A 17,529-nucleotide genomic window follows, 5' to 3' on the forward strand; every position below is an offset into this window, starting at 1 on the left:
CATGAGTGTCGCCACCAAGACCGACAAGATCCAGCGCCTCGCGGAACTGACGGCCGGCAGCGAGACCAGCACCGGCGCCAGTCTGTGGCGGGAGGCCCTCGGCCGCCTGAAGACCAGCAAGATGGCGATCATCGGCGCCGTGATCATCGCGGCGTTCGTCGTCGTCGCGATCGTCGGACCGTTCCTGGCCCCGCACTCGCCGAGCGCCCAGATCTGGCGCGGTGAGGTGTTCCCGAACAAGGGGGAGTTCGTCGGAGCGCGCGGAGAGAACTGGTTCGGGCTCGACCACCTCGGCCGTGACCTGTTCTCCCGCATGCTGGTCGGCGCCCGCCAGACGCTGCTCGTCGGCATCGTCGCCACGCTCATCGGCCTGGTCGCCGGCTTCGTGATCGGCATCGTCTCCGGAGCCGCCGCCACCCTCGGCGGGGAGACCGGGCAGCGCGTCGACTCCGTCATCATGCGCTTCATCGACATGATGCTGGCGCTGCCGTCGCTGCTGCTGGCCGTGTCCATCGCCGCGGTCATGGGCCAGTCGCTGACCACCGTGATGATCGCCGTGGGTGTCGTCCAGGTGCCGGTGTTCGCCCGGCTGCTGCGCGGCGCCATGCTGGTCCAGGGCGGCGCCGACTACGTGCTCGCCGCTCAGTCCCTGGGCGTCCGCAAGCGCCGGATCGTGCTCTCCCAGATCCTGCCCAACTCGCTCAGCCCGGTGATCGTGCAGGCCACGCTCTCCCTGGCCACCGCGATCATCGAGGCGGCCGCCCTGTCCTACCTGGGCCTCGGCAACCCGGATCCGGCCATTCCCGAGTGGGGCGTCATGCTCGCCCAGGCGCAGCGCTTCTTCAGCTACGCCCCCATGATGGGGGTCTACCCCGCCGTCGGCATCATCATCACCGCCCTCGGCTTCACCCTCCTCGGCGAGGCCATGCGGGAAGCCCTCGACCCGAAGCTGAAGGGCTGAACCACCATGTCTCTGCTCACTGTCGACGAACTGACCATCACCTTCGGCGGCCGCGGCCGCAAGGAGTCCCGGGCGGTCGACGGCGTCTCCTTCGAGGTCGACCAGGGCCAGGTCGTGGGCCTGGTCGGCGAGTCCGGCTGCGGAAAGTCCGTCACCTCCCTGGCCCTGATGGGCCTGCTCCCGAGCAAGGGCGTCACCATCGGCGGCCGTGCCGAGTTCGACGGCACGGACCTGTTCACGATGAGCCCTTCCGCCCGCCGCGACCTGCGCGGCAGCGAAATGGCGATGATCTTCCAGGACCCGCTGTCCTCGCTCAACCCGGTCGTGCCGATCGGCGTGCAGGTCACCGAGATCCTGGAGCGCCACCGCGGGCTGAAGGGCGAGGCCGCCCGCAAGGAGGCCGCCCACCTGCTGGACCGGGTCGGCATCCCCGACCCGACCCGGCGGCTCAAGGAGTACCCGCACCAGCTCTCCGGCGGTATGCGCCAGCGCGCGCTGATCGCCATGGCGGTGGCCTGCGCCCCGCGCATGCTCATCGCCGACGAGCCCACCACGGCCCTCGACGTGACGATCCAGGCGCAGATCCTGGAACTGCTCAAGGAACTGGTGGACCAGGAGGGCACCGCCCTGCTGATGATCACCCACGACCTCGGCGTGGTCGCCGGCCTCTGCGACCAGGTCAACGTGCTCTACGCGGGCAAGACCGTCGAGTCCGCCGGGCGCCGCGAGCTGTTCGGCCACCCGACCCACCCCTACGCGCACGGACTGCTGGGCTCCATCCCGCGTCTGGACGCTCCCCGGGGCGAACCCCTCACCCCCATCCGGGGTTCCATCAACGACCGCATCGCCTGGGCCGACGGCTGCGCCTTCGCGCCCCGCTGCGACCGGTACGAGATGGGCTGCCTGACCGGCACCCCGCAGCTCACCGAGCCGCGTGCGGCCGGCCACCAGGTGCGGTGCGTCAACCCCGTACTCGACGACGCGAAGGCCGAGGAGGTCACCGCATGAGCCTGCTCGAACTGGACGGCGTCAAGGTCCACTTCCCCATCAAGAAGGGCATCTTCGTCGACCGCACGGTCGGTCACGTCTACGCCGTGGACGGGGTCTCCCTGAAGGTCGAGGCCGGCGAGACCTACGGTCTGGTCGGCGAGTCCGGCTGCGGCAAGACCACCCTCGGGCGGTCCGTGCTGCGGCTGGTGGACATCACCGAGGGGTCCGTCGTCCTCGACGGCACCGACCTGGCGAAACTGCCCGGCGAGGAGATGCGCCGCTTCCGGCGCCGGCTCCAGATGGTCTTCCAGGACCCGCTGGGCTCGCTCAACCCCCGGCAGAACATCGAGTCCATCCTGTCCGAGGGCATGATCGCCCACGGCATCGGCAAGGACCAGGAGGAGCGCCGGGAGAAGATCAAGTCGATCCTGGACAAGGTCGGCCTGCCCTCCAACGCGCTCTCCCGCTACCCGCACGAGTTCTCCGGCGGTCAGCGCCAGCGCATCGGCATCGCCCGCGCGCTGGTCCTCGAACCGGACGTGATCATCTGCGACGAGCCGGTCTCCGCGCTCGACGTGTCGGTCCAGGCCCAGGTCATCAACCTGCTGGACGAGCTCCAGGAGGAACTCGGCCTGACCTACCTGGTGATCGCCCACGACCTCGCGGTGGTCCGGCACATCTCCGACACGATCGGCGTGATGTACCTGGGATCGCTGGTCGAGGAGGCGCCGAGCGACGCGCTGTACGCCGAGCCGAAGCACCCGTACACCAAGGCCCTGATGTCGGCCGTGCCGGTGCCCGACCCGGAGGTGGAGGACCGGCGCGAGCGCATCCTGCTCACCGGCGACCTGCCCTCCCCGGCCAACCCGCCCAGCGGCTGCCGCTTCCACACGCGCTGCCCCTGGGCCCAGGCCGAGCGGTGCGCGACGGAGCGGCCGCAGCTGCGGGACCTCGGTGACGGCCACCGGGTGGCCTGCCACTTCGCCGAGGAGATCGCGTCGGGAGAGCTGGCGCTGACCCGGCCCACGGGCATCGAGGCCGTCACGGAGGGCGAAGGCGCGGTGGTCGAGCAGACCGAGGACGAGGCGAAGGTTCCCGCCGTCCTCCTGCCGGCCGACTCGACGACCAAGCCGGACGCCACGGCGGTCAAGGAGAAGGTGCCGTCGGCGGCCGAGGCCCCGGGCGACCGGACGGCCGGCGCCGTCGCGAAGGACCTCGACGCCGCGGGACCGGACGCGTCCGACTCCGACAAGGAGCAGGACAAGACCGGCTGACGGACCGCGGTCCTTCCCGGGGCCTCGTACGGCTCCGCTGAACGGCTTGCGGACAGCAAGTTCACATCACCCCTCGCCTTGGTTTGCAAGGCGAGGGGTTCTTGCTGGGTGAGAATATGAGGGTGCTCCAGCAACTGTTCAGTCCGTCCGTCCTGCACACGCTCGATCTGATCGGCATCTTCGTCTTCGCGATCTCCGGCGCCCTGCTGGCCGTCCGCAAGAACTTCGACGTCTTCGGCATCGCCGTGCTCGCCGAGGTCACCGCGCTCGGCGGCGGACTCTTCCGCGACCTGGTCATCGGCGCCGTACCGCCCGCCGCCTTCACGGACCTGGGGTACTTCGTCACCCCGCTGCTCGCCACGGTCCTGGTGTTCTTCCTCCACCCGCACGTGGAGCGCATCCAGATCGGCGTCAACGTGTTCGACGCGGCCGGCCTCGGTCTGTTCTGCGTGGTCGGCACGACCAAGGCGTACGACTACGGCCTCGGCCTGACCGCCTCCGCCTGTCTGGGCCTGGCCACCGCGGTCGGCGGCGGTGTGCTGCGCGACGTGCTCGCCAACGAGGTGCCGTCGCTGCTGCGCTGGGACCGCGACCTGTACGCCGTCCCGGCCGTCGTCGGCGCCGCCCTGACCGCGCTGTGCATCCGCTACGACGTGCTGAACGCGGGGACCAGCAGCCTCGCCGTGGTCACGGCCTTCGTGCTGCGGCTGCTCGCGATGCGCTACCACTGGCGGGCTCCCCGTGCGTGGCACCGCCGTTCGACGGTCCAGGAGGAGTAGTCCCACCGGGGCGCACGGGCAAAGCTACCGCTTAGTATCATCTTCTTGTACTGTTCAGCCATGCCAGAAGCAGCCTCCGCCCAGCCCGTCCGGGCCGCCATCGGCGCCGGCGAGTTCGACCGCGACACCGCGCTCACCCCGCGTGCGCCCGGCGTCTACGACATCGACCTCTCCGCCGGCTGGACGATCATCAACGCCGTCAACGGCGGCTATCTGCTGGCCGTCCTGGGCCGCGCGCTCGCGGACGCCCTGCCGCACGCCGACCCGTTCACCATCTCCGCGCACTACCTGACCGCCTCCCGGCCGGGCCCGGCGGTCGTCCGCACCGAGACCGTGCGCACCGGACGGACGCTGTCGACCGGCCAGGCCTCCCTCTTCCAGGTCGACGGGGAGGGCCGCGAGGTGGAGCGCATCCGCGTCCTCGCCTCCTACGGAGACCTGGACTCCCTCCCCGACGACGTCCGTACGACGGCCGAGCCGCCCGCGATGCCGCCGATGGAGCAGTGCCTCGGCCCCGAGGACGGTCCCGCCCCGGTCGACGGCAGTTCCGCCATCACCGAGCGCCTGATGCTCAAGCTGGACCCCTCGACCCTGGGATGGGCGCTCGGGCAGCCCTCCGGCAAGGGGGAGATGCGGGCCTGGTTCGGTCTCGCCGACGGCCGGGACCCCGATCCGCTCTCCCTGCTCCTCGCGGTGGACGCCCTGCCGCCGACCGCCTTCGAGCTGGGCCTGTCCGGCTGGGTCCCGACGGTGGAGCTGACCGTCCACGTCCGCTGCCGTCCGGCTCCGGGCCCGCTGCGCGTCTCGGTCACCACCCGCAACCTCGCCGGCGGCTTCCTGGAGGAGGACGCCGAGGTCTGGGACGCCGCCGACCGCCTGGTGGCCCAGTCCCGCCAACTGGCCCGGGCCCGCCTTTAAGTCCGTCCGGCGAAATTCAGCCCCTCCGGCGTTTGAGGAGCGGGGGTCCGGGGGCAGCGCCCCCGGGATGGGACGGGTAGGGGCGGCGGGGGCGAAAAACCCCTCACCCACCCCCACCCACCCCGCCCTCCAGCCAGTGCGCACGCCCGATCCCGATCAACCGCATCCGACGCACCGCCGTCCGGAACACCCGCTCCCGCGCCCCCACCCCACTCACCGGCGCCTCCAGGAGCGCCGAAGCGGTCACGAGCATCTGATCGACGTACAACTGCGCCAGCATCATCAGATCCTCCTCCCCCCACCCCGCGGACACCGGATCCTCCGCCAGCGCTTCCCCCACCTCCACGGCGAACAGCGCCAGCTGATCCCGTATCGCCTCCCGCACCACCTGCACCCCGCCGTGCCGCTCCCGGGCGATGAACCGCACGTGCGCCGGGTGCGCGTCGACATGACGGGCGATCAGCCCGATCGCCCGCACGATGCGTTCCTCGCCGTCCCCGGTCGTGGACACGATCGTCCGGATCATCGGGTGCAGACTGCCCAGTGCCTCCTCGACCAGCGCCACCCCCAGATCCTCGACGGAACGGAAGTGCCGGTAGAAGGCGGTCGGCGCCACCCCCGCCGCGCGGGTGACCTCACGCAGCCCGAGGCTGCTCAGACTCTGCTCCTCGAGCAGTTCCAGCGCCGCGTCGAGCAGCGCCCGCCGTGTCTTCTGCTTCTGGGCCTGCCGGACGCCGAGGGTGTGACTCATGCCATCCAGTCAACAGCTGTTCTCCGACGTTGGGAAGTCATGACCCGCGCTAGGCTGGGAACTCAGTGAACAACTGTACCTACAATCGTTCACCGACCTGGGGGATCCACTCATGCTGTTCCTCGTCGCCGCGCTGATGCTGCTGGGCGTCGCCCTGGGCACCGTCGCCCACGCCCCGCTCTCCTTCTCCGTCGTCGCGGGCGCCGTCATCGCCGTGTGGCTCGGCGTCTTCGCCCTGCGCGAGCGCCACGGCCATGGTCGTGGACGCGGCAGCTCGGCGCACTGACCCGCACCGGGCCGTCCGTACCCCGTCCCTCCGACCGTGGGAGCCGATCATCATGCACCTGACCGCACCGGCCGCCCGGCGCACCGGTCTCCGTGACGCCGACGGCATGGCCGTCGCGTCCTTCGTCCTGGGCCTGCTGGGCCTGCTCGTCCTCAACGTCTTCCTCGGCCCGACCGCCATCGTGCTGGCGGCCGTGGCGCTGTGGCGGGGCACGGCCCGACGCGGCCGCGCCTTCCTGGGGCTCGGCCTCGGTGTCGCCGACCTCCTCGTCCTGGCCGCGTTCATGCAGGTGGACAGCACGGTCTCGTGGAGCTTCTGAGCGGCCGGCGCGTCCCCCGTCGGCCGTGATCCGTGGCCGGTGCACGGGGCCCCGTAGAATCGGCCCCACCATGGCTTACCTCGACCACGCCGCGACCACCCCGATGCTTCCCGAGGCAGTCGAGGCACTCGCCGCGCACCTGGGCGTCACCGGCAACGCCTCCTCCCTCCACGCGGCCGGCCGCCGCGCCCGGCGCACCGTCGAGGAGGCCCGCGAAACCCTCGCCGAGGCGCTCGGCGCCCGGCCCAGCGAGATCGTCCTCACCTCCGGCGGAACCGAGGCCGACAACCTCGCCGTGAAGGGCCTGTACTGGTCCCGCCGCGACGCGGACCCGGCCCGCACCCGGGTCCTCGCCAGCCCCGTCGAACACCACGCCGTCCTCGACGCCGTCCACTGGCTCGGCGAGCACGAGGGCGCCACCGTCGAGTACCTGCCGGTCGACCCCCACGGCCGGGTCCACCCGGACGCCCTGCGCGAGGCCATCGCCCGCAACCCCGACGACGTCGCCCTCGCCACCGTCATGTGGGCCAACAACGAGATCGGGACGATCCTGCCGGTCCGCGAACTCGCCGGAATCGCGGCCGAGTTCGGTGTGCCGCTGCACTCCGACGCGGTCCAGGCCTTCGGGCAGGTCCCGGTGGACTTCGCCGCGTCTGGGCTCGCCGCGATGACCGTGTCCGGCCACAAGATCGGCGGTCCGTACGGCATCGGCGCGCTGCTCCTGGGCCGCGAACACACCCCCGTGCCCGTCCTGCACGGCGGCGGCCAGGAACGCCACGTCCGCTCCGGCACCCTCGACGTCCCCGCCGTCGCCGCCTTCGCGACGGCCGGACGGCTCGCCGCCGAGCGGCAGGAGTGGTTCGCCCGCGAGATCGGCAGGCTGCGCGACGACCTGGTCGCCGCGGTCCGCGAGGCCGTGCCGGACGCCGTCCTCGGCGGCGACCCCGCCCCCGGGGGGCGTCTTCCGGCCAACGCGCACTTCACCTTCCCCGGCTGCGAGGGCGACTCCCTGCTGCTCCTCCTGGACGCCCAGGGCATCGAGTGCTCCACCGGCTCCGCCTGCACCGCCGGCGTCGCCCAGCCCAGCCACGTCCTCCTGGCCACCGGGGTGGAACCCGACCTGGCCCGCGGCACCCTGCGCTTCTCCCTGGGTCACACCTCCACGGAGGCCGACGTGGAAGCCGTGGCCAAGGCCATCGGCCCGGCGGTGGAACGGGCCCGCGCGGCGGGACTGAGCTAACCCGCCGTGGCGGACGGGGAGCCCGAAGGGCCGGTCCGGGCCTGTTCCGTGCGGGCCCGCCGGACCAGCTCCATGTAGCGGTCCCAGTCCCAGTGCGGGCCCGGGTCGGTGTGGTCCGTGCCCGGGACCTCGACGTGGCCGAGGATGTGATCGCGGTCGACGGGTATGTCGTAACGGGCGCATATGCGGGCCGTGAGGCGGGCCGAGGCCTCGTACATCTCGTCCGTGAGGTCCTCGGGGCGGTCCACGAAGCCCTCGTGCTCGATGCCGACACTGCGCTCGTTGTAGTCGCGGTTGCCCGCGTGGTACGCCACGTCCAGCTCGCGGATCATCTGGGCGACCCGGCCGTCCTGGCCCACGATGTAGTGCGAGGCGGCCTTGTGCCCCGGATCCTGGAACGCCCGCACCGCGCTGTCGAAGCTGCCCTGGGTGACATGGACGATCACCATGTCGACGCCGAAGTCGTCCGGCCGGTCCGCGCGGCGCCAGTTGGCGTCCGAGGCCGCCACCCAGCGGGCGCCCGCGTAGTCGACGGCGCCCGGCTCACGCGGTTTCTCGACCCCGGGCACGCGCCACCACAGCCGCGCCAGTTCGTCCCGCGCCAGCGCCGCCGTGCCCGCCGCTGCCGCCACCCCGCCCACGATCAGGGCCCGCCGCCCGATGCGCCGGTCCCCGTCCTCGGATGCTCTTCTCGCCCCCATGTGATCAGGAACGGATACCCGGCGGCCGTGGTTCCCGCACCCCCGTACCCTGGAGGGGTTATGACTGAGACCTCGCAGCGCTCCCGCCCCCTCCGCGTCCTGGCCGCCATGTCCGGCGGAGTCGACTCCGCCGTCGCCGCCGCCCGCGCGGCCGAAGCGGGCCACGACGTGACCGGCGTCCACCTCGCGCTCTCCGCGAACCCGCAGTCGTTCCGTACCGGCGCGCGGGGCTGCTGCACCATCGAGGACTCGCGCGACGCCCGCCGCGCCGCCGACGTCATCGGCATCCCGTTCTACGTGTGGGACCTCGCCGACCGCTTCCGCGAGGACGTCGTCGAGGACTTCGTCGCCGAGTACGAGGCCGGCCGCACCCCCAACCCGTGCCTGCGCTGCAACGAGAAGATCAAGTTCGCCGCCCTGCTGGACAAGGCGCTGGCGCTCGGCTTCGACGCGGTCTGCACCGGCCACTACGCCCAGGTGATCCTGCGCGAGGACGGCACCCGCGAACTGCACCGCGCCTCCGACATGGCCAAGGACCAGAGCTACGTCCTCGGCGTGCTCGACGACCGCCAGCTCGCCCACGCCATGTTCCCCCTCGGCGACACGGTCACCACCAAGGAGGAGATCCGCGCGGAGGCCGAGCGGCGCGGACTCGCCGTCGCCAAGAAGCCCGACTCGCACGACATCTGCTTCATCGCCGACGGCGACACCCAGGGCTTCCTCGCGAACCGTCTCGGCAAGGCCGAAGGCGACATCGTCGACGAGTCCGGCGCCAAGGTCGGCAGCCACGAGGGCGCGTACGGCTTCACCATCGGCCAGCGCAAGGGCCTGCGGATCGGCACCCCCGCCCCCGACGGCAAGCCCCGCTACGTCCTCGACATCTCCCCGGTGACCAACACCGTCACCGTCGGCCCCGCGGCGGCCCTCGACGTCACCGCCCTCACCGCGATCAGGCCCCGCTGGTGCGGCGCCGCCCCCACCGGCCCCGGCGCCTACACGGCCCAGCTGCGCGCCCACGGCGGCGAGACCGAGGTGAGGGCGGAACTCGTCGACGGCACCCTGGAGGTCTCGTTCACCGAGCCGGTCCGCGGCGTCGCCCCAGGCCAGGCGATCGTCCTGTACGACGGCACCCGCGTGGTGGGCTCGGCGACGATCGCCTCGACGGTGCGGGCGACGGCCGGCGTGGCCTGACGGCGCTCCTCCAGGCCCGGTACGGGAAGAGCGCGGTCAACGTTCGCAGCTGGGTCGACGACTCGCCGGCCGCGAAGCCGCAGAACGTGCGCGCGCATGTGTGCGGAGGTGTGCCGAAGGCGGAGATCGACGCGCAGAAGGAGGCCTTCGAGGCCTACGGTGCGGACCGCCACCACGAGCCGCGCGGCGAATACACGTACGGGGCTCCGGCCCGGCGGGCGGTCTCTGCCCGAGGCCACGGGCATCGGCGCACCGACGCGGCGCCGATGCCCGTGTGAGCGCCGGGACGCCCCCGGAGACACGGGGTTGAACCTGATGGCGTTCCGTTCCGCGCGGTCCGGTGCCGGCCCCCGCGGTACGGCAGCCGGCGGTACGCGTTCACGGACACACGATTCCCCCACCCGGGTGATCCCTCGGCGCGCATCGCCCCGGACCCGTGTCCCAGGCGTCCGCTCCGGCGATCACCGGGTGTGACTCATCGGATCTCCGGCCTCTCGCGCCGTACCCGCACCGCCGCCGAGGCGGACACGGCCGCCCGGCTGGACGCGATCCGCGACGCCCCACGCCTGGCCGAGGACTTCTTCCGCCGACTGCCCAAGGGCGGTGACCTGCACAACCACCTCTCCGGCGCGGTCTCCACCGAGTACCTCGTCGAACTGGCCGCCGAGGACGGGCTGTGCGTCGACACCTCGACGATGACCGCCGTCGCACCGCCGTGCGGCGAGGGCACCCGCCCCGCCGCGGACGCCCGCACCGACCGTGCCTTCCACGACGCGCTCGTGCGCGCCTGGTCCATGCAGGACTTCCCGGCCGACGGCAACGGCCACGACCACTTCTTCGACGCCTTCGGCAAGTTCGGCGAGGTGACGTGGCGCCACCGCGGGAAGCTGCTCGCCGAGGTCGCCGACGACGTCGCCGCGCAGAACCAGTTCTACCTGGAGACCATGGTCACCCCGGCCTCCGACGGGGCGAAGCAGCTCGCGGCGGAGGTCGGCTGGGACCCGGATCTCGCCCGGCTGCACGAGAAGCTGACGGCCGGGGGCAAGCTGGACCGGCTGGTCGCCGAGGCCCGGAAGGAGTCCGACGACGCCGACACCGAATTCCGCACCGCCGCCCGCTGCGACACCGGCAGCCCCCGGCCCGCCTGCCGCCTCCCGGTGCGCTGGATCTCCCAGGTCTCGCGCGGCAGTTCACCGGAGCGGGTCTTCACGCAGATGGCGCTCGGCATGCGCCTGGCCGAGCGCGACCCCCGGTTCGTCGCGGTCAACCTGGTCCAGCCCGAGGACTCGGAGAGCGCACTGCGCGACTACAGCCTCCAGATGCGCATGCTGCGGTACCTCCGGGGCGTCTACCCCGGGGCGCACGTCACCCTGCACGCCGGTGAGCTGTGGCCCGGCCTGGTGAAGCCCGCCGACCTCGCCTTCCACATCAAGGAGGCCGTGGACGTCGCCCGCGCCGACCGCATCGGTCACGGGGTCGACCTCCTCCACGAGGACGACTGGCAGCGCACCGCGCGCACCATGGCCGTCCGCGAGACCGCCGTCGAGGTCCCCTTCACCAGCAACGCCCAGATCCTCGGAGTGCGCGGCGCCGACCACCCCTTCGAGACCTACCGCGCCTACGGCGTGCCCATCGTGCTGGCCACCGACGACCCCGGCGTCAGCCGGATCGACATCAGCCACGAGTACCGGTATGCCGCCGACACGTACGGCCTGTCCTACCCGGAGTTGAAGGACCTCGCCCGCGCCTCCCTGGAGTACGCCTTCCTCCCGGGCGCGAGCCTCTGGCGGGGCAACCCCACCCGTGACGGCTACCGTCCGGCCGCCGACTGCCGGAGCACCGAGCTCGGCACCGCCCGCCCCGGCGCGGACTGCCGGCGCCTGCTGGACGCCAGCCCGAAGGCCGCCGCACAGTGGAAGCAGGAAAGGGCCTTCCACCACTTCGAGTCGAAATTCCGCGCCCACTCCTGACCCGCCCCCGATGCCGTGAGTCCCCACGCGCCCGCGCCGCGGGGACTCACGGCCCTGGTGGCGCCCCCTCGCTCACCGGGCGAAGAACTCCGCCAGGACCGGCGCCAGGACGTCCGGCTCCACCATGTGGGTCTGGCCCCCCAGGGCGCGGTACGTGCCCCGGGGGACGGACTCCGCGATCGCCCGCGCGGCCCCGCGCATCCACGCCGGGCTCGCGTCGCCCGCGATCGACAGCACCGGCACCCGGATCGACGCCAGCAGCTCGCGCGGGACGCTCCCGTCGCCCATCACGGCGTCGTCGTACGCGAGGCTCGGCGCGATCGACTCCATCCCGGCCCACAGCGGTGACTGCCGCGCGCCCCGGATGACCTCCTCGCCCAGTCCGGTCAGCCGCAGGAAGAGCTCCACCGCGTCCCCGCGCCGCCCCTCGGCGAGCGCCGCGGTCAGCTGCTCGGTGTACCGCGCGCGTTCCTCCAGGGCGTCGGACGACATCGCGTACGGCGTCTCGTACACGGCGACGTGGCGCACCGGGAGTCCGCCCGCCGCCGCCCTGAGCGCCAGCGCGCCGCCCGAGGAGACGCCGTACAGCGCGGCCTCGCCGCCCACCGCCTCGATCAGCGCCGCCAGGTCCTCGACCTCGCGCTCCACCGCGTACGGCGCCGCGTCCCCGCTGGCGCCCCGGCCCCGGCGGTCGTACACGACCACCCGGAACCGCTCCGAGAGACGGGCCGCCAGCGGGGCCACCGTGCCGCCCGTCGACATCGCGCCACTGACGAGAACGATCGTGGCGCCCCGCCCGGCGCTCTCGTACGCCAGGGAGGTGCCGTCACGCGAAGCAATGTTCTTGTCCATGTCACGCCAGACTGCCGCACGGGGCGGCGTTCGTCGGTGAGGCGGGCGGCGCGTTCGACCATCACAACCCGTTCAACTGATCAGCCGACTTCCACCTCGTAGAAGCAGAGGTGGTCCTTGATCCGCGCGACGTCCGGCTTCGGCTCCGGGTACGCCCAGGCCAGATCCGCCGCGTCCGGCAGCGACCAGTAGGACGCGGTGCCCTTGAAGGGGCAGCGCGTGTGCGTCCCGGAGGGCGTCAGCAGGTCGAGCCGGACGTCCGCCGGCGGGATGTAGTACCGGTCGGGACACCCCGTCTCCTTCAGCAGCAGCGCCCCGTCGCTCTCCGCCAGCACCTGCCCGCCGTGCACCACGCGCACGTGCCGGTCACTGGCCTCGATGGTGATGCGGTGGCCTGTGGTCACGATCGTTCCTCCTCGGATGGCCGACTCCACGAGTACAGCGCACCCCGAAGCGGACTTCTTCCCGAGGAGGACCCGGCTGCCGCACCGGCGGTCGAGGACGCGGCCGGCCGCGACGTCCGACCGGGCCCGTACTGTGGGTCCGTGAACATCTGTGTCTTTCTCTCCGCCGCCGACCTCGACGAACGCTACACACGCCCCGCGCGGGAGTTCGGGCGGCTGCTCGGCAAGGGCGGTCACACACTGGTGTGGGGCGGTTCGGACACCGGCCTGATGAAGGTCGTCGCCGACGGGGTGCACGAGGCGGGCGGCCGGCTCTGCGGCGTCTCCGTGGAGTTCCTCTCGGCGAAGGCCCGCGACGGCGTCGACGAGATGGTGATCGCCAAGGATCTCGCCGAGCGCAAGCGGCTGCTGCTGGAGAAGGCCGACGCGGTGGTCGTCATGGTCGGCGGCACCGGCACCCTCGACGAGGCGACCGAGATCCTGGAACTGAAGAAGCACGGACACACCGAGAAGCCAGTGGTCCTGCTCAACACCGCGGGCTTCTACGACGGGCTCAAGGAACAGTTCCGCCGCATGGAGGACGAGGGCTTCCTGCCCCGCCCGCTGACCGACCTGGTGTTCTTCGCCGAGGAGCCGGTGGGCGCGCTGGCCTACCTGGAGGAGAGCCTGGGCATGGAGTGAGCGCCCGATGATGCGAGCATGGCGGGCATGGCTACACATGTGATCACCGGAGCGGGCTCCGGCATCGGAGCGGCCGTCGCCCGCCGTCTGCACGCGCGCGGGGACGAACTCGTCCTGCACGCGCGCGACGCGGGCCGGGCGAAGGAACTGGCGGCCCGGTTCCCCGGCGCCCGCACCCTCGTCGGCGACCTGGCGGACCCGGACAAGCTCTCCTGGGCCTTCTCCCACCAGCCGCTCCCGGACCGGGTGGACTCCCTCCTCCACGTCGCCGGCGTGGTCGACCTCGGTCCGGTCGGCGAGCTGACCCCGAAGACCTGGCGGCACCAGCTCAACGTCAACCTGATCGCCCCCGCCGAGCTGACCCGCCACTTCCTGCCCCAGCTCCGCGCGAGCCGGGGCCACGTGATCTTCGTCAACTCCGGCGCCGGCCTGGCCGCCCACGCCGACTGGTCCGCGTACGCCGCTTCCAAGCACGGCCTGAAGGCCCTCGCGGACTCCCTGCGCCACGAGGAGCACGGCAACGGGGTGCGCGTCACCTCGGTCTACCCCGGCCGCACGGCCAGCCCCATGCAGGCCAAGGTCCACCAGCAGGAGGGCAAGGAGTACGACCCGGCCCGGTGGATCGACCCCGAGTCGGTCGCCACGACCATCGTGACGGCCCTGGACCTGCCGGCCGACGCGGAGATCAACGACCTGACGGTCCGACCGGGGCGGTAGCCGCACTCCGTCCGCACCCTCCCACCCGTCCGCACCCTCCCACCCGTCCGGCACCATCCAGCCCCTCCGGCGTTTGAGGAGCGGGGGTCCGGGGGCAGCGCCCCCGGGGACGGGAAGGGAAAGGGCGGCGGGGGCGAAACACCTCCGGCGCCACCCCTGCGTACGCTTCACCCGTGAACGACAACCTTCGCTTCGGCCCCGCCACCGGCATCGGCTCCATGCCGGGCGGGGACGCCCGCGAGGCCGCCAGAACGGTCACCGGCAGCTTCGAGACCTTCCCCCACCTCCCCGAACTCCCCGCCCGCGGCCCCGGCGCGGACATGATCGGCCGCACCGCCGGCCTGCTCGTCGAGCTCTACGCCCGCGTCGAGCCCAGCGGTTGGCGTCTCGGCGACCGCCCGGGCCGCGACACCAGGCGCGCCCGCTCCTGGCTCGTCGAGGACCTCGACGCGCTGGAGGAGTTCACGCAGGAGTACCAGGGCCCGCTGAAGGTCCAGGCGGTCGGCCCGTGGACGCTCGCCGCCGCCCTGGAGCTGAGGAACGGCGAGGCCGCCCTCTCCGACCCCGGCGCCTGCCGCGACCTCGCCGCCTCGCTCGCCGAGGGGCTGCGCCTGCACCTCGCCGAGGTCCGGCGGCGCGTCCCCGGCGCCCAGGTCGTCCTGCAGCTCGACGAACCCTCCCTCACCGCCGTGCTGCGCGGACAGGTGAGGACCGCCAGCGGCTACCGCACCCACCGCGCGGTGGACCGGCAGATCGTCGAGGCCACGCTGCGGGACGTCGTCGGGGCGCACGGCGGCGGGCCCGTCGTGGTCCACTCGTGCGCACCGGACGTCCCGTTCGCCCTGCTGCGCCGGGCGGGCGCGGCGGCGATCTCCTTCGACTTCTCCCTTCTCACCGAGCGTGACGACGAGGTGATCGGGGAGGCGGTGGAGAGCGGGACCAGACTGTTCGCCGGTGTCGTCCCGGGGACGGACGGCCCGTTGTCGGACCCGGGCGGTAGCGTCATGGGTGTCAGGACGCTCTGGCGCAGGCTGGGGCTGCGGCCGGGACTCCTCCCGGAGGCGGTCACGCTCACCCCGGTGTGCGGACTCGCGGGGGCCTCCCCGGAGTACGCGCGCAGGGCCCTCGCCCAGTGCGTCCGGGCGGCGAGATCACTCGCGGACAACCCAGAGTAACGGGAGGACACACGGTGGCCGGCGACAAGCAAGCGGAGACGACGAGCGTGCCCGCCGAGGCACGGGAGAAGCACGCCCGGCTCGCTGAGCGGATCGAGGAGCACCGCTTCCGGTACTACGTGAACGACGCCCCCGTCATCAGCGACGCCGACTTCGACCGGCTGCTGCGGGAGCTGGAGGCGCTGGAGGAGGAGCATCCCGAGCTGCGCACCCCCGACTCGCCGACCCAGAAGGTCGCCGGGGCGTACGAGACGGAGTTCACCTCCGTCGAGCACCGCTCGCGCATGCTCTCCCTCGACAACACCTTCAACGACGACGATCTCGCCGCCTGGGTGGAGCGCATCCAGCGGGAGCTGGGCACGCAGAAGTACCACTTCCTGTGCGAGCTGAAGGTCGACGGCCTCGCCGTCAACCTCACCTACGAGAAGGGCCGGCTGGTCCGCGCGGCGACCCGCGGCGACGGCCGCACCGGTGAGGACATCACGCCCAACGTGCGCACCATCGCCGAGATCCCGGACCGGCTGAAGGGCGACGAGGTGCCCGACGTCGTGGAGATCCGCGGCGAGGTCTACTTTCCGATGGAGAAGTTCCAGGAACTCAACGCGCGGCTGAACGCGGCCGGCGACAAGCCGTTCGCCAACCCGCGCAACGCGGCGGCCGGTTCGCTGCGGCAGAAGGACCCCCGGGTCACCGCCACCCGCCCGCTGCACATGGTGGTGCACGGCATCGGCGTCCTGGAGGGCTACCAGGGCATGACCCGCCTCTCCCAGGGTTACGACCTGCTGAGGACCTGGGGGCTTCCGACCTCCCCGCACAACAGGGTGGTCGACGACCTGGAGGGCGTACGGGAGTTCATCGCCCACTACGGCGAGAACCGCCACTCCGTGGCGCACGAGATCGACGGCGTCGTCGTCAAGCTCGACGAGATCCCGCTCCAGGGCCGCCTCGGCACCACCTCGCGCGCCCCGCGCTGGGCCATCGCGTACAAGTACGCGCCCGAGGAGGTCAACACCAAGCTGGTCAACATCCGCGTGGGCGTGGGACGTACGGGCAGGGTCACGCCGTACGCCCAGGTCGAACCGGTCACGGTGGCCGGGTCCGAGGTCGAGTTCGCCACGCTGCACAACCAGGACGTGGTCAAGGCCAAGGGCGTCCTCATCGGCGACACGGTGGTGCTGCGCAAGGCCGGTGACGTGATCCCGGAGATCCTCGGGCCGGTCGCCGACCTGCGGGACGGCAGCGAGCGGGAGTTCGTGATGCCGGCCGAGTGCCCCGAGTGCGGTACGCCGCTCAGGCCGATGAAGGAGGGCGACGTCGACCTGCGCTGCCCCAACGCCCGTACGTGCCCGGCCCAGTTGCGGGAGCGGCTGTTCTACCTGGCCGGGCGCAAGGCGCTGGACATCGAGCACTTCGGCTATGTCGCCGCGGCGGCGCTGACCCGGCCGCTGGAGCCGGAGGAGCCGCCGCTGAAGGACGAGGGGGACCTGTTCGACCTCACCGTCGACCAGTTGCTGCCCATCAAGGCGTACGTGCTCGACCAGGACAGCGGGCTGCCCAAGCGGGACCCGAAGACCGGCGAGGAGAAGATCGCCACCGTCTTCGCCAACCAGGAGGGCGAGCCGAGGAAGAACGCGGTCGCGATGCTGGCGAACATCGCGGCGGCCAAGGAGCGTCCGCTGGCGCGCGTGCTGACCGGTCTGTCGATCCGTCATGTCGGGCCGGTCGCGGCGGAGGCGCTGGCCCGCGAGTTCCGCTCCGTCGACCGCATCGAGCAGGCCACCGAGAAGGAGCTGGCGGAGACCGCGGGGGTCGGCGACATCATCGCCGCCTCCGTGAAGGAGTGGTTCGCCGAGGACTGGCACCGCGAGATCATCCGCAAGTGGAGGGCGGCCGGCGTACGGATGGAGGAGGAGGGGTCGGGGGAGGACGAGGGGCCGCGTCCGCTGGAAGGGCTCACCGTCGTGGTGACCGGGACCCTGGAGAACTTCACCCGGGACGGCGCGAAGGAGGCGCTGCAGAGCCAGGGGGCGAAGGTGACCGGGTCCGTCTCCAAGAAGACGTCGTTCGTCGTCGTGGGGGACAGTCCCGGGACGAAATATGACAAGGCGATGCAGCTCAAGGTGCCGGTTCTGAACGAGGACGGCTTCACCGTCCTCCTCGAACAGGGCCCGGAGGCCGCGGCGGAGGTCGCCCTTTCGGTCGAGGAGTAGCGGTTGAAGACCGACCGATCGGCGCATATCAGATGCATACGGGTGGCTGGGGCGTATTCGGGCAACCGTCGGCGACCGGTGCCCGTACAGGCCCTGTGCGGCCTACTGTT

18 protein-coding genes are annotated in these 17,529 nt (G+C 72.1%); 14 read left to right on the forward strand and 4 right to left on the reverse strand.

Annotated elements, in window-relative coordinates; genetic code table 11:
- The first annotated feature begins 1 nt into the window (after position 1).
- From ADK41_RS36155 to ADK41_RS36175, 5 genes are all read left to right on the forward strand, one after another.
- Positions 2–961, forward strand: a complete 960-nt coding sequence (locus ADK41_RS36155; RefSeq protein WP_030828750.1) for an ABC transporter permease — start codon at positions 2–4, stop codon at positions 959–961.
- A 6-nt stretch (positions 962–967) separates the two neighbouring features.
- Complete coding sequence (locus ADK41_RS36160) at positions 968–1,969, forward strand: ABC transporter ATP-binding protein (protein ID WP_030828753.1); 1,002 nt, start codon at positions 968–970, stop codon at positions 1,967–1,969.
- The gene (locus ADK41_RS36165; RefSeq protein ID WP_078662007.1) at positions 1,966–3,225 is read left to right on the forward strand and encodes an ABC transporter ATP-binding protein; all 1,260 of its coding nucleotides are present in this window, start codon (positions 1,966–1,968) and stop codon (positions 3,223–3,225) included. The genes ADK41_RS36160 and ADK41_RS36165 overlap by 4 nt, the downstream gene beginning before the upstream one ends.
- Positions 3,226–3,347: 122 nt before the next feature.
- Positions 3,348–4,004, forward strand: a complete 657-nt coding sequence (locus ADK41_RS36170; protein WP_030828758.1) for a trimeric intracellular cation channel family protein — start codon at positions 3,348–3,350, stop codon at positions 4,002–4,004.
- A 60-nt stretch (positions 4,005–4,064) separates the two neighbouring features.
- The gene (locus ADK41_RS36175; RefSeq protein ID WP_030828761.1) at positions 4,065–4,922 is read left to right on the forward strand and encodes a thioesterase family protein; all 858 of its coding nucleotides are present in this window, start codon (positions 4,065–4,067) and stop codon (positions 4,920–4,922) included.
- 103 nt (positions 4,923–5,025) lie between these two features.
- On the opposite strand, the gene ADK41_RS36180 is transcribed toward ADK41_RS36175, so the two are convergent.
- Positions 5,026–5,673 carry a TetR family transcriptional regulator gene (locus ADK41_RS36180; RefSeq protein ID WP_053670358.1) on the reverse strand — a complete coding sequence of 216 codons (648 nt, stop codon included), beginning with the start codon at positions 5,671–5,673 and terminating at the stop codon, positions 5,026–5,028.
- Between the two features lie 112 nt (positions 5,674–5,785).
- On the opposite strand from ADK41_RS36180, the gene ADK41_RS41455 reads away from it, so the two are divergent.
- The 3 genes from ADK41_RS41455 to ADK41_RS36190 all read left to right on the forward strand — a co-directional run bounded on the left by ADK41_RS41455 (position 5,786) and on the right by ADK41_RS36190 (position 7,518).
- Positions 5,786–5,959, forward strand: a complete 174-nt coding sequence (locus ADK41_RS41455) for a hypothetical protein (protein ID WP_030828765.1) — start codon at positions 5,786–5,788, stop codon at positions 5,957–5,959.
- A gap of 52 nt (positions 5,960–6,011) precedes the next feature.
- Positions 6,012–6,278, forward strand: coding sequence for a hypothetical protein (locus ADK41_RS36185; RefSeq protein WP_030828769.1), 267 nt, complete (start codon positions 6,012–6,014; stop codon positions 6,276–6,278).
- A 70-nt stretch (positions 6,279–6,348) separates the two neighbouring features.
- Positions 6,349–7,518 (forward strand): cysteine desulfurase family protein, encoded by a 1,170-nt coding sequence (locus ADK41_RS36190; protein WP_030828771.1) that lies wholly within the window; start codon positions 6,349–6,351, stop codon positions 7,516–7,518.
- Here ADK41_RS36190 and ADK41_RS36195 read toward each other — a convergent pair.
- Complete coding sequence (locus ADK41_RS36195; protein ID WP_030828774.1) at positions 7,515–8,219, reverse strand: N-acetylmuramoyl-L-alanine amidase; 705 nt, start codon at positions 8,217–8,219, stop codon at positions 7,515–7,517. The genes ADK41_RS36190 and ADK41_RS36195 overlap by 4 nt on opposite strands.
- A 60-nt stretch (positions 8,220–8,279) precedes the next feature.
- Between ADK41_RS36195 and mnmA the strand changes: the two genes are divergently transcribed.
- Positions 8,280–9,410: a tRNA 2-thiouridine(34) synthase MnmA gene (gene mnmA, locus ADK41_RS36200; protein WP_030828777.1), complete on the forward strand. Its 1,131-nt coding sequence runs from the start codon at positions 8,280–8,282 to the stop codon at positions 9,408–9,410.
- A 422-nt stretch (positions 9,411–9,832) separates the two neighbouring features.
- Positions 9,833–11,380 (forward strand): adenosine deaminase family protein, encoded by a 1,548-nt coding sequence (locus tag ADK41_RS36205; RefSeq protein ID WP_078662008.1) that lies wholly within the window; start codon positions 9,833–9,835, stop codon positions 11,378–11,380.
- Positions 11,381–11,452: 72 nt separating this feature from the next.
- Here the strand turns inward: ADK41_RS36205 and ADK41_RS36210 are convergent, their stop codons facing one another.
- Both ADK41_RS36210 and ADK41_RS36215 read right to left on the reverse strand, forming a co-directional pair.
- The gene (locus tag ADK41_RS36210) at positions 11,453–12,232 is read right to left on the reverse strand and encodes an alpha/beta fold hydrolase (protein WP_030828783.1); all 780 of its coding nucleotides are present in this window, start codon (positions 12,230–12,232) and stop codon (positions 11,453–11,455) included.
- Positions 12,233–12,312: 80 nt separating this feature from the next.
- Positions 12,313–12,636 (reverse strand): DUF427 domain-containing protein, encoded by a 324-nt coding sequence (locus ADK41_RS36215; protein WP_030828786.1) that lies wholly within the window; start codon positions 12,634–12,636, stop codon positions 12,313–12,315.
- Between the two features lie 141 nt (positions 12,637–12,777).
- Between ADK41_RS36215 and ADK41_RS36220 the strand changes: the two genes are divergently transcribed.
- The 4 genes from ADK41_RS36220 (at position 12,778) to ligA (ending at position 17,419) form a co-directional block, all read left to right on the forward strand.
- Positions 12,778–13,317, forward strand: a complete 540-nt coding sequence (locus ADK41_RS36220) for a TIGR00730 family Rossman fold protein (RefSeq protein WP_030828789.1) — start codon at positions 12,778–12,780, stop codon at positions 13,315–13,317.
- Positions 13,318–13,335: 18 nt separating this feature from the next.
- The gene (locus ADK41_RS36225) at positions 13,336–14,034 is read left to right on the forward strand and encodes an SDR family oxidoreductase (RefSeq protein WP_078662009.1); all 699 of its coding nucleotides are present in this window, start codon (positions 13,336–13,338) and stop codon (positions 14,032–14,034) included.
- Between the two features lie 173 nt (positions 14,035–14,207).
- A complete protein-coding gene (locus ADK41_RS36230) occupies positions 14,208–15,209 on the forward strand; it encodes a methionine synthase (protein ID WP_030828796.1) in 1,002 nt (333 codons plus the stop codon).
- A 14-nt stretch (positions 15,210–15,223) separates the two neighbouring features.
- The gene (gene ligA / locus ADK41_RS36235) at positions 15,224–17,419 is read left to right on the forward strand and encodes an NAD-dependent DNA ligase LigA (protein ID WP_030828799.1); all 2,196 of its coding nucleotides are present in this window, start codon (positions 15,224–15,226) and stop codon (positions 17,417–17,419) included.
- The last annotated feature ends 110 nt before the right edge of the window (positions 17,420–17,529 follow it).

Origin of the sequence: Streptomyces caelestis (assembly GCF_001279005.1) — a bacterium.
GTDB classification, from domain to species: Bacteria; Actinomycetota; Actinomycetes; order Streptomycetales; family Streptomycetaceae; genus Streptomyces; species Streptomyces heliomycini.

Coding starts and splice junctions, on each gene's coding strand:
- ADK41_RS36210 (WP_030828783.1), bottom strand. CDS start 12,232: ATGGACAAGAACATTGCTTCGCGTGACGGCACCTCCCTGGCGTACGAG.
- ADK41_RS36180 (WP_053670358.1), bottom strand. CDS start 5,673: ATGAGTCACACCCTCGGCGTCCGGCAGGCCCAGAAGCAGAAGACACGG.
- ADK41_RS41455 (WP_030828765.1), top strand. CDS start 5,786: ATGCTGTTCCTCGTCGCCGCGCTGATGCTGCTGGGCGTCGCCCTGGGC.
- ADK41_RS36195 (WP_030828774.1), bottom strand. CDS start 8,219: ATGGGGGCGAGAAGAGCATCCGAGGACGGGGACCGGCGCATCGGGCGG.
- mnmA (WP_030828777.1), top strand. CDS start 8,280: ATGACTGAGACCTCGCAGCGCTCCCGCCCCCTCCGCGTCCTGGCCGCC.
- ADK41_RS36185 (WP_030828769.1), top strand. CDS start 6,012: ATGCACCTGACCGCACCGGCCGCCCGGCGCACCGGTCTCCGTGACGCC.
- ADK41_RS36225 (WP_078662009.1), top strand. CDS start 13,336: ATGGCGGGCATGGCTACACATGTGATCACCGGAGCGGGCTCCGGCATC.
- ADK41_RS36160 (WP_030828753.1), top strand. CDS start 968: ATGTCTCTGCTCACTGTCGACGAACTGACCATCACCTTCGGCGGCCGC.
- ADK41_RS36165 (WP_078662007.1), top strand. CDS start 1,966: ATGAGCCTGCTCGAACTGGACGGCGTCAAGGTCCACTTCCCCATCAAG.
- ADK41_RS36175 (WP_030828761.1), top strand. CDS start 4,065: ATGCCAGAAGCAGCCTCCGCCCAGCCCGTCCGGGCCGCCATCGGCGCC.
- ADK41_RS36190 (WP_030828771.1), top strand. CDS start 6,349: ATGGCTTACCTCGACCACGCCGCGACCACCCCGATGCTTCCCGAGGCA.
- ADK41_RS36155 (WP_030828750.1), top strand. CDS start 2: ATGAGTGTCGCCACCAAGACCGACAAGATCCAGCGCCTCGCGGAACTG.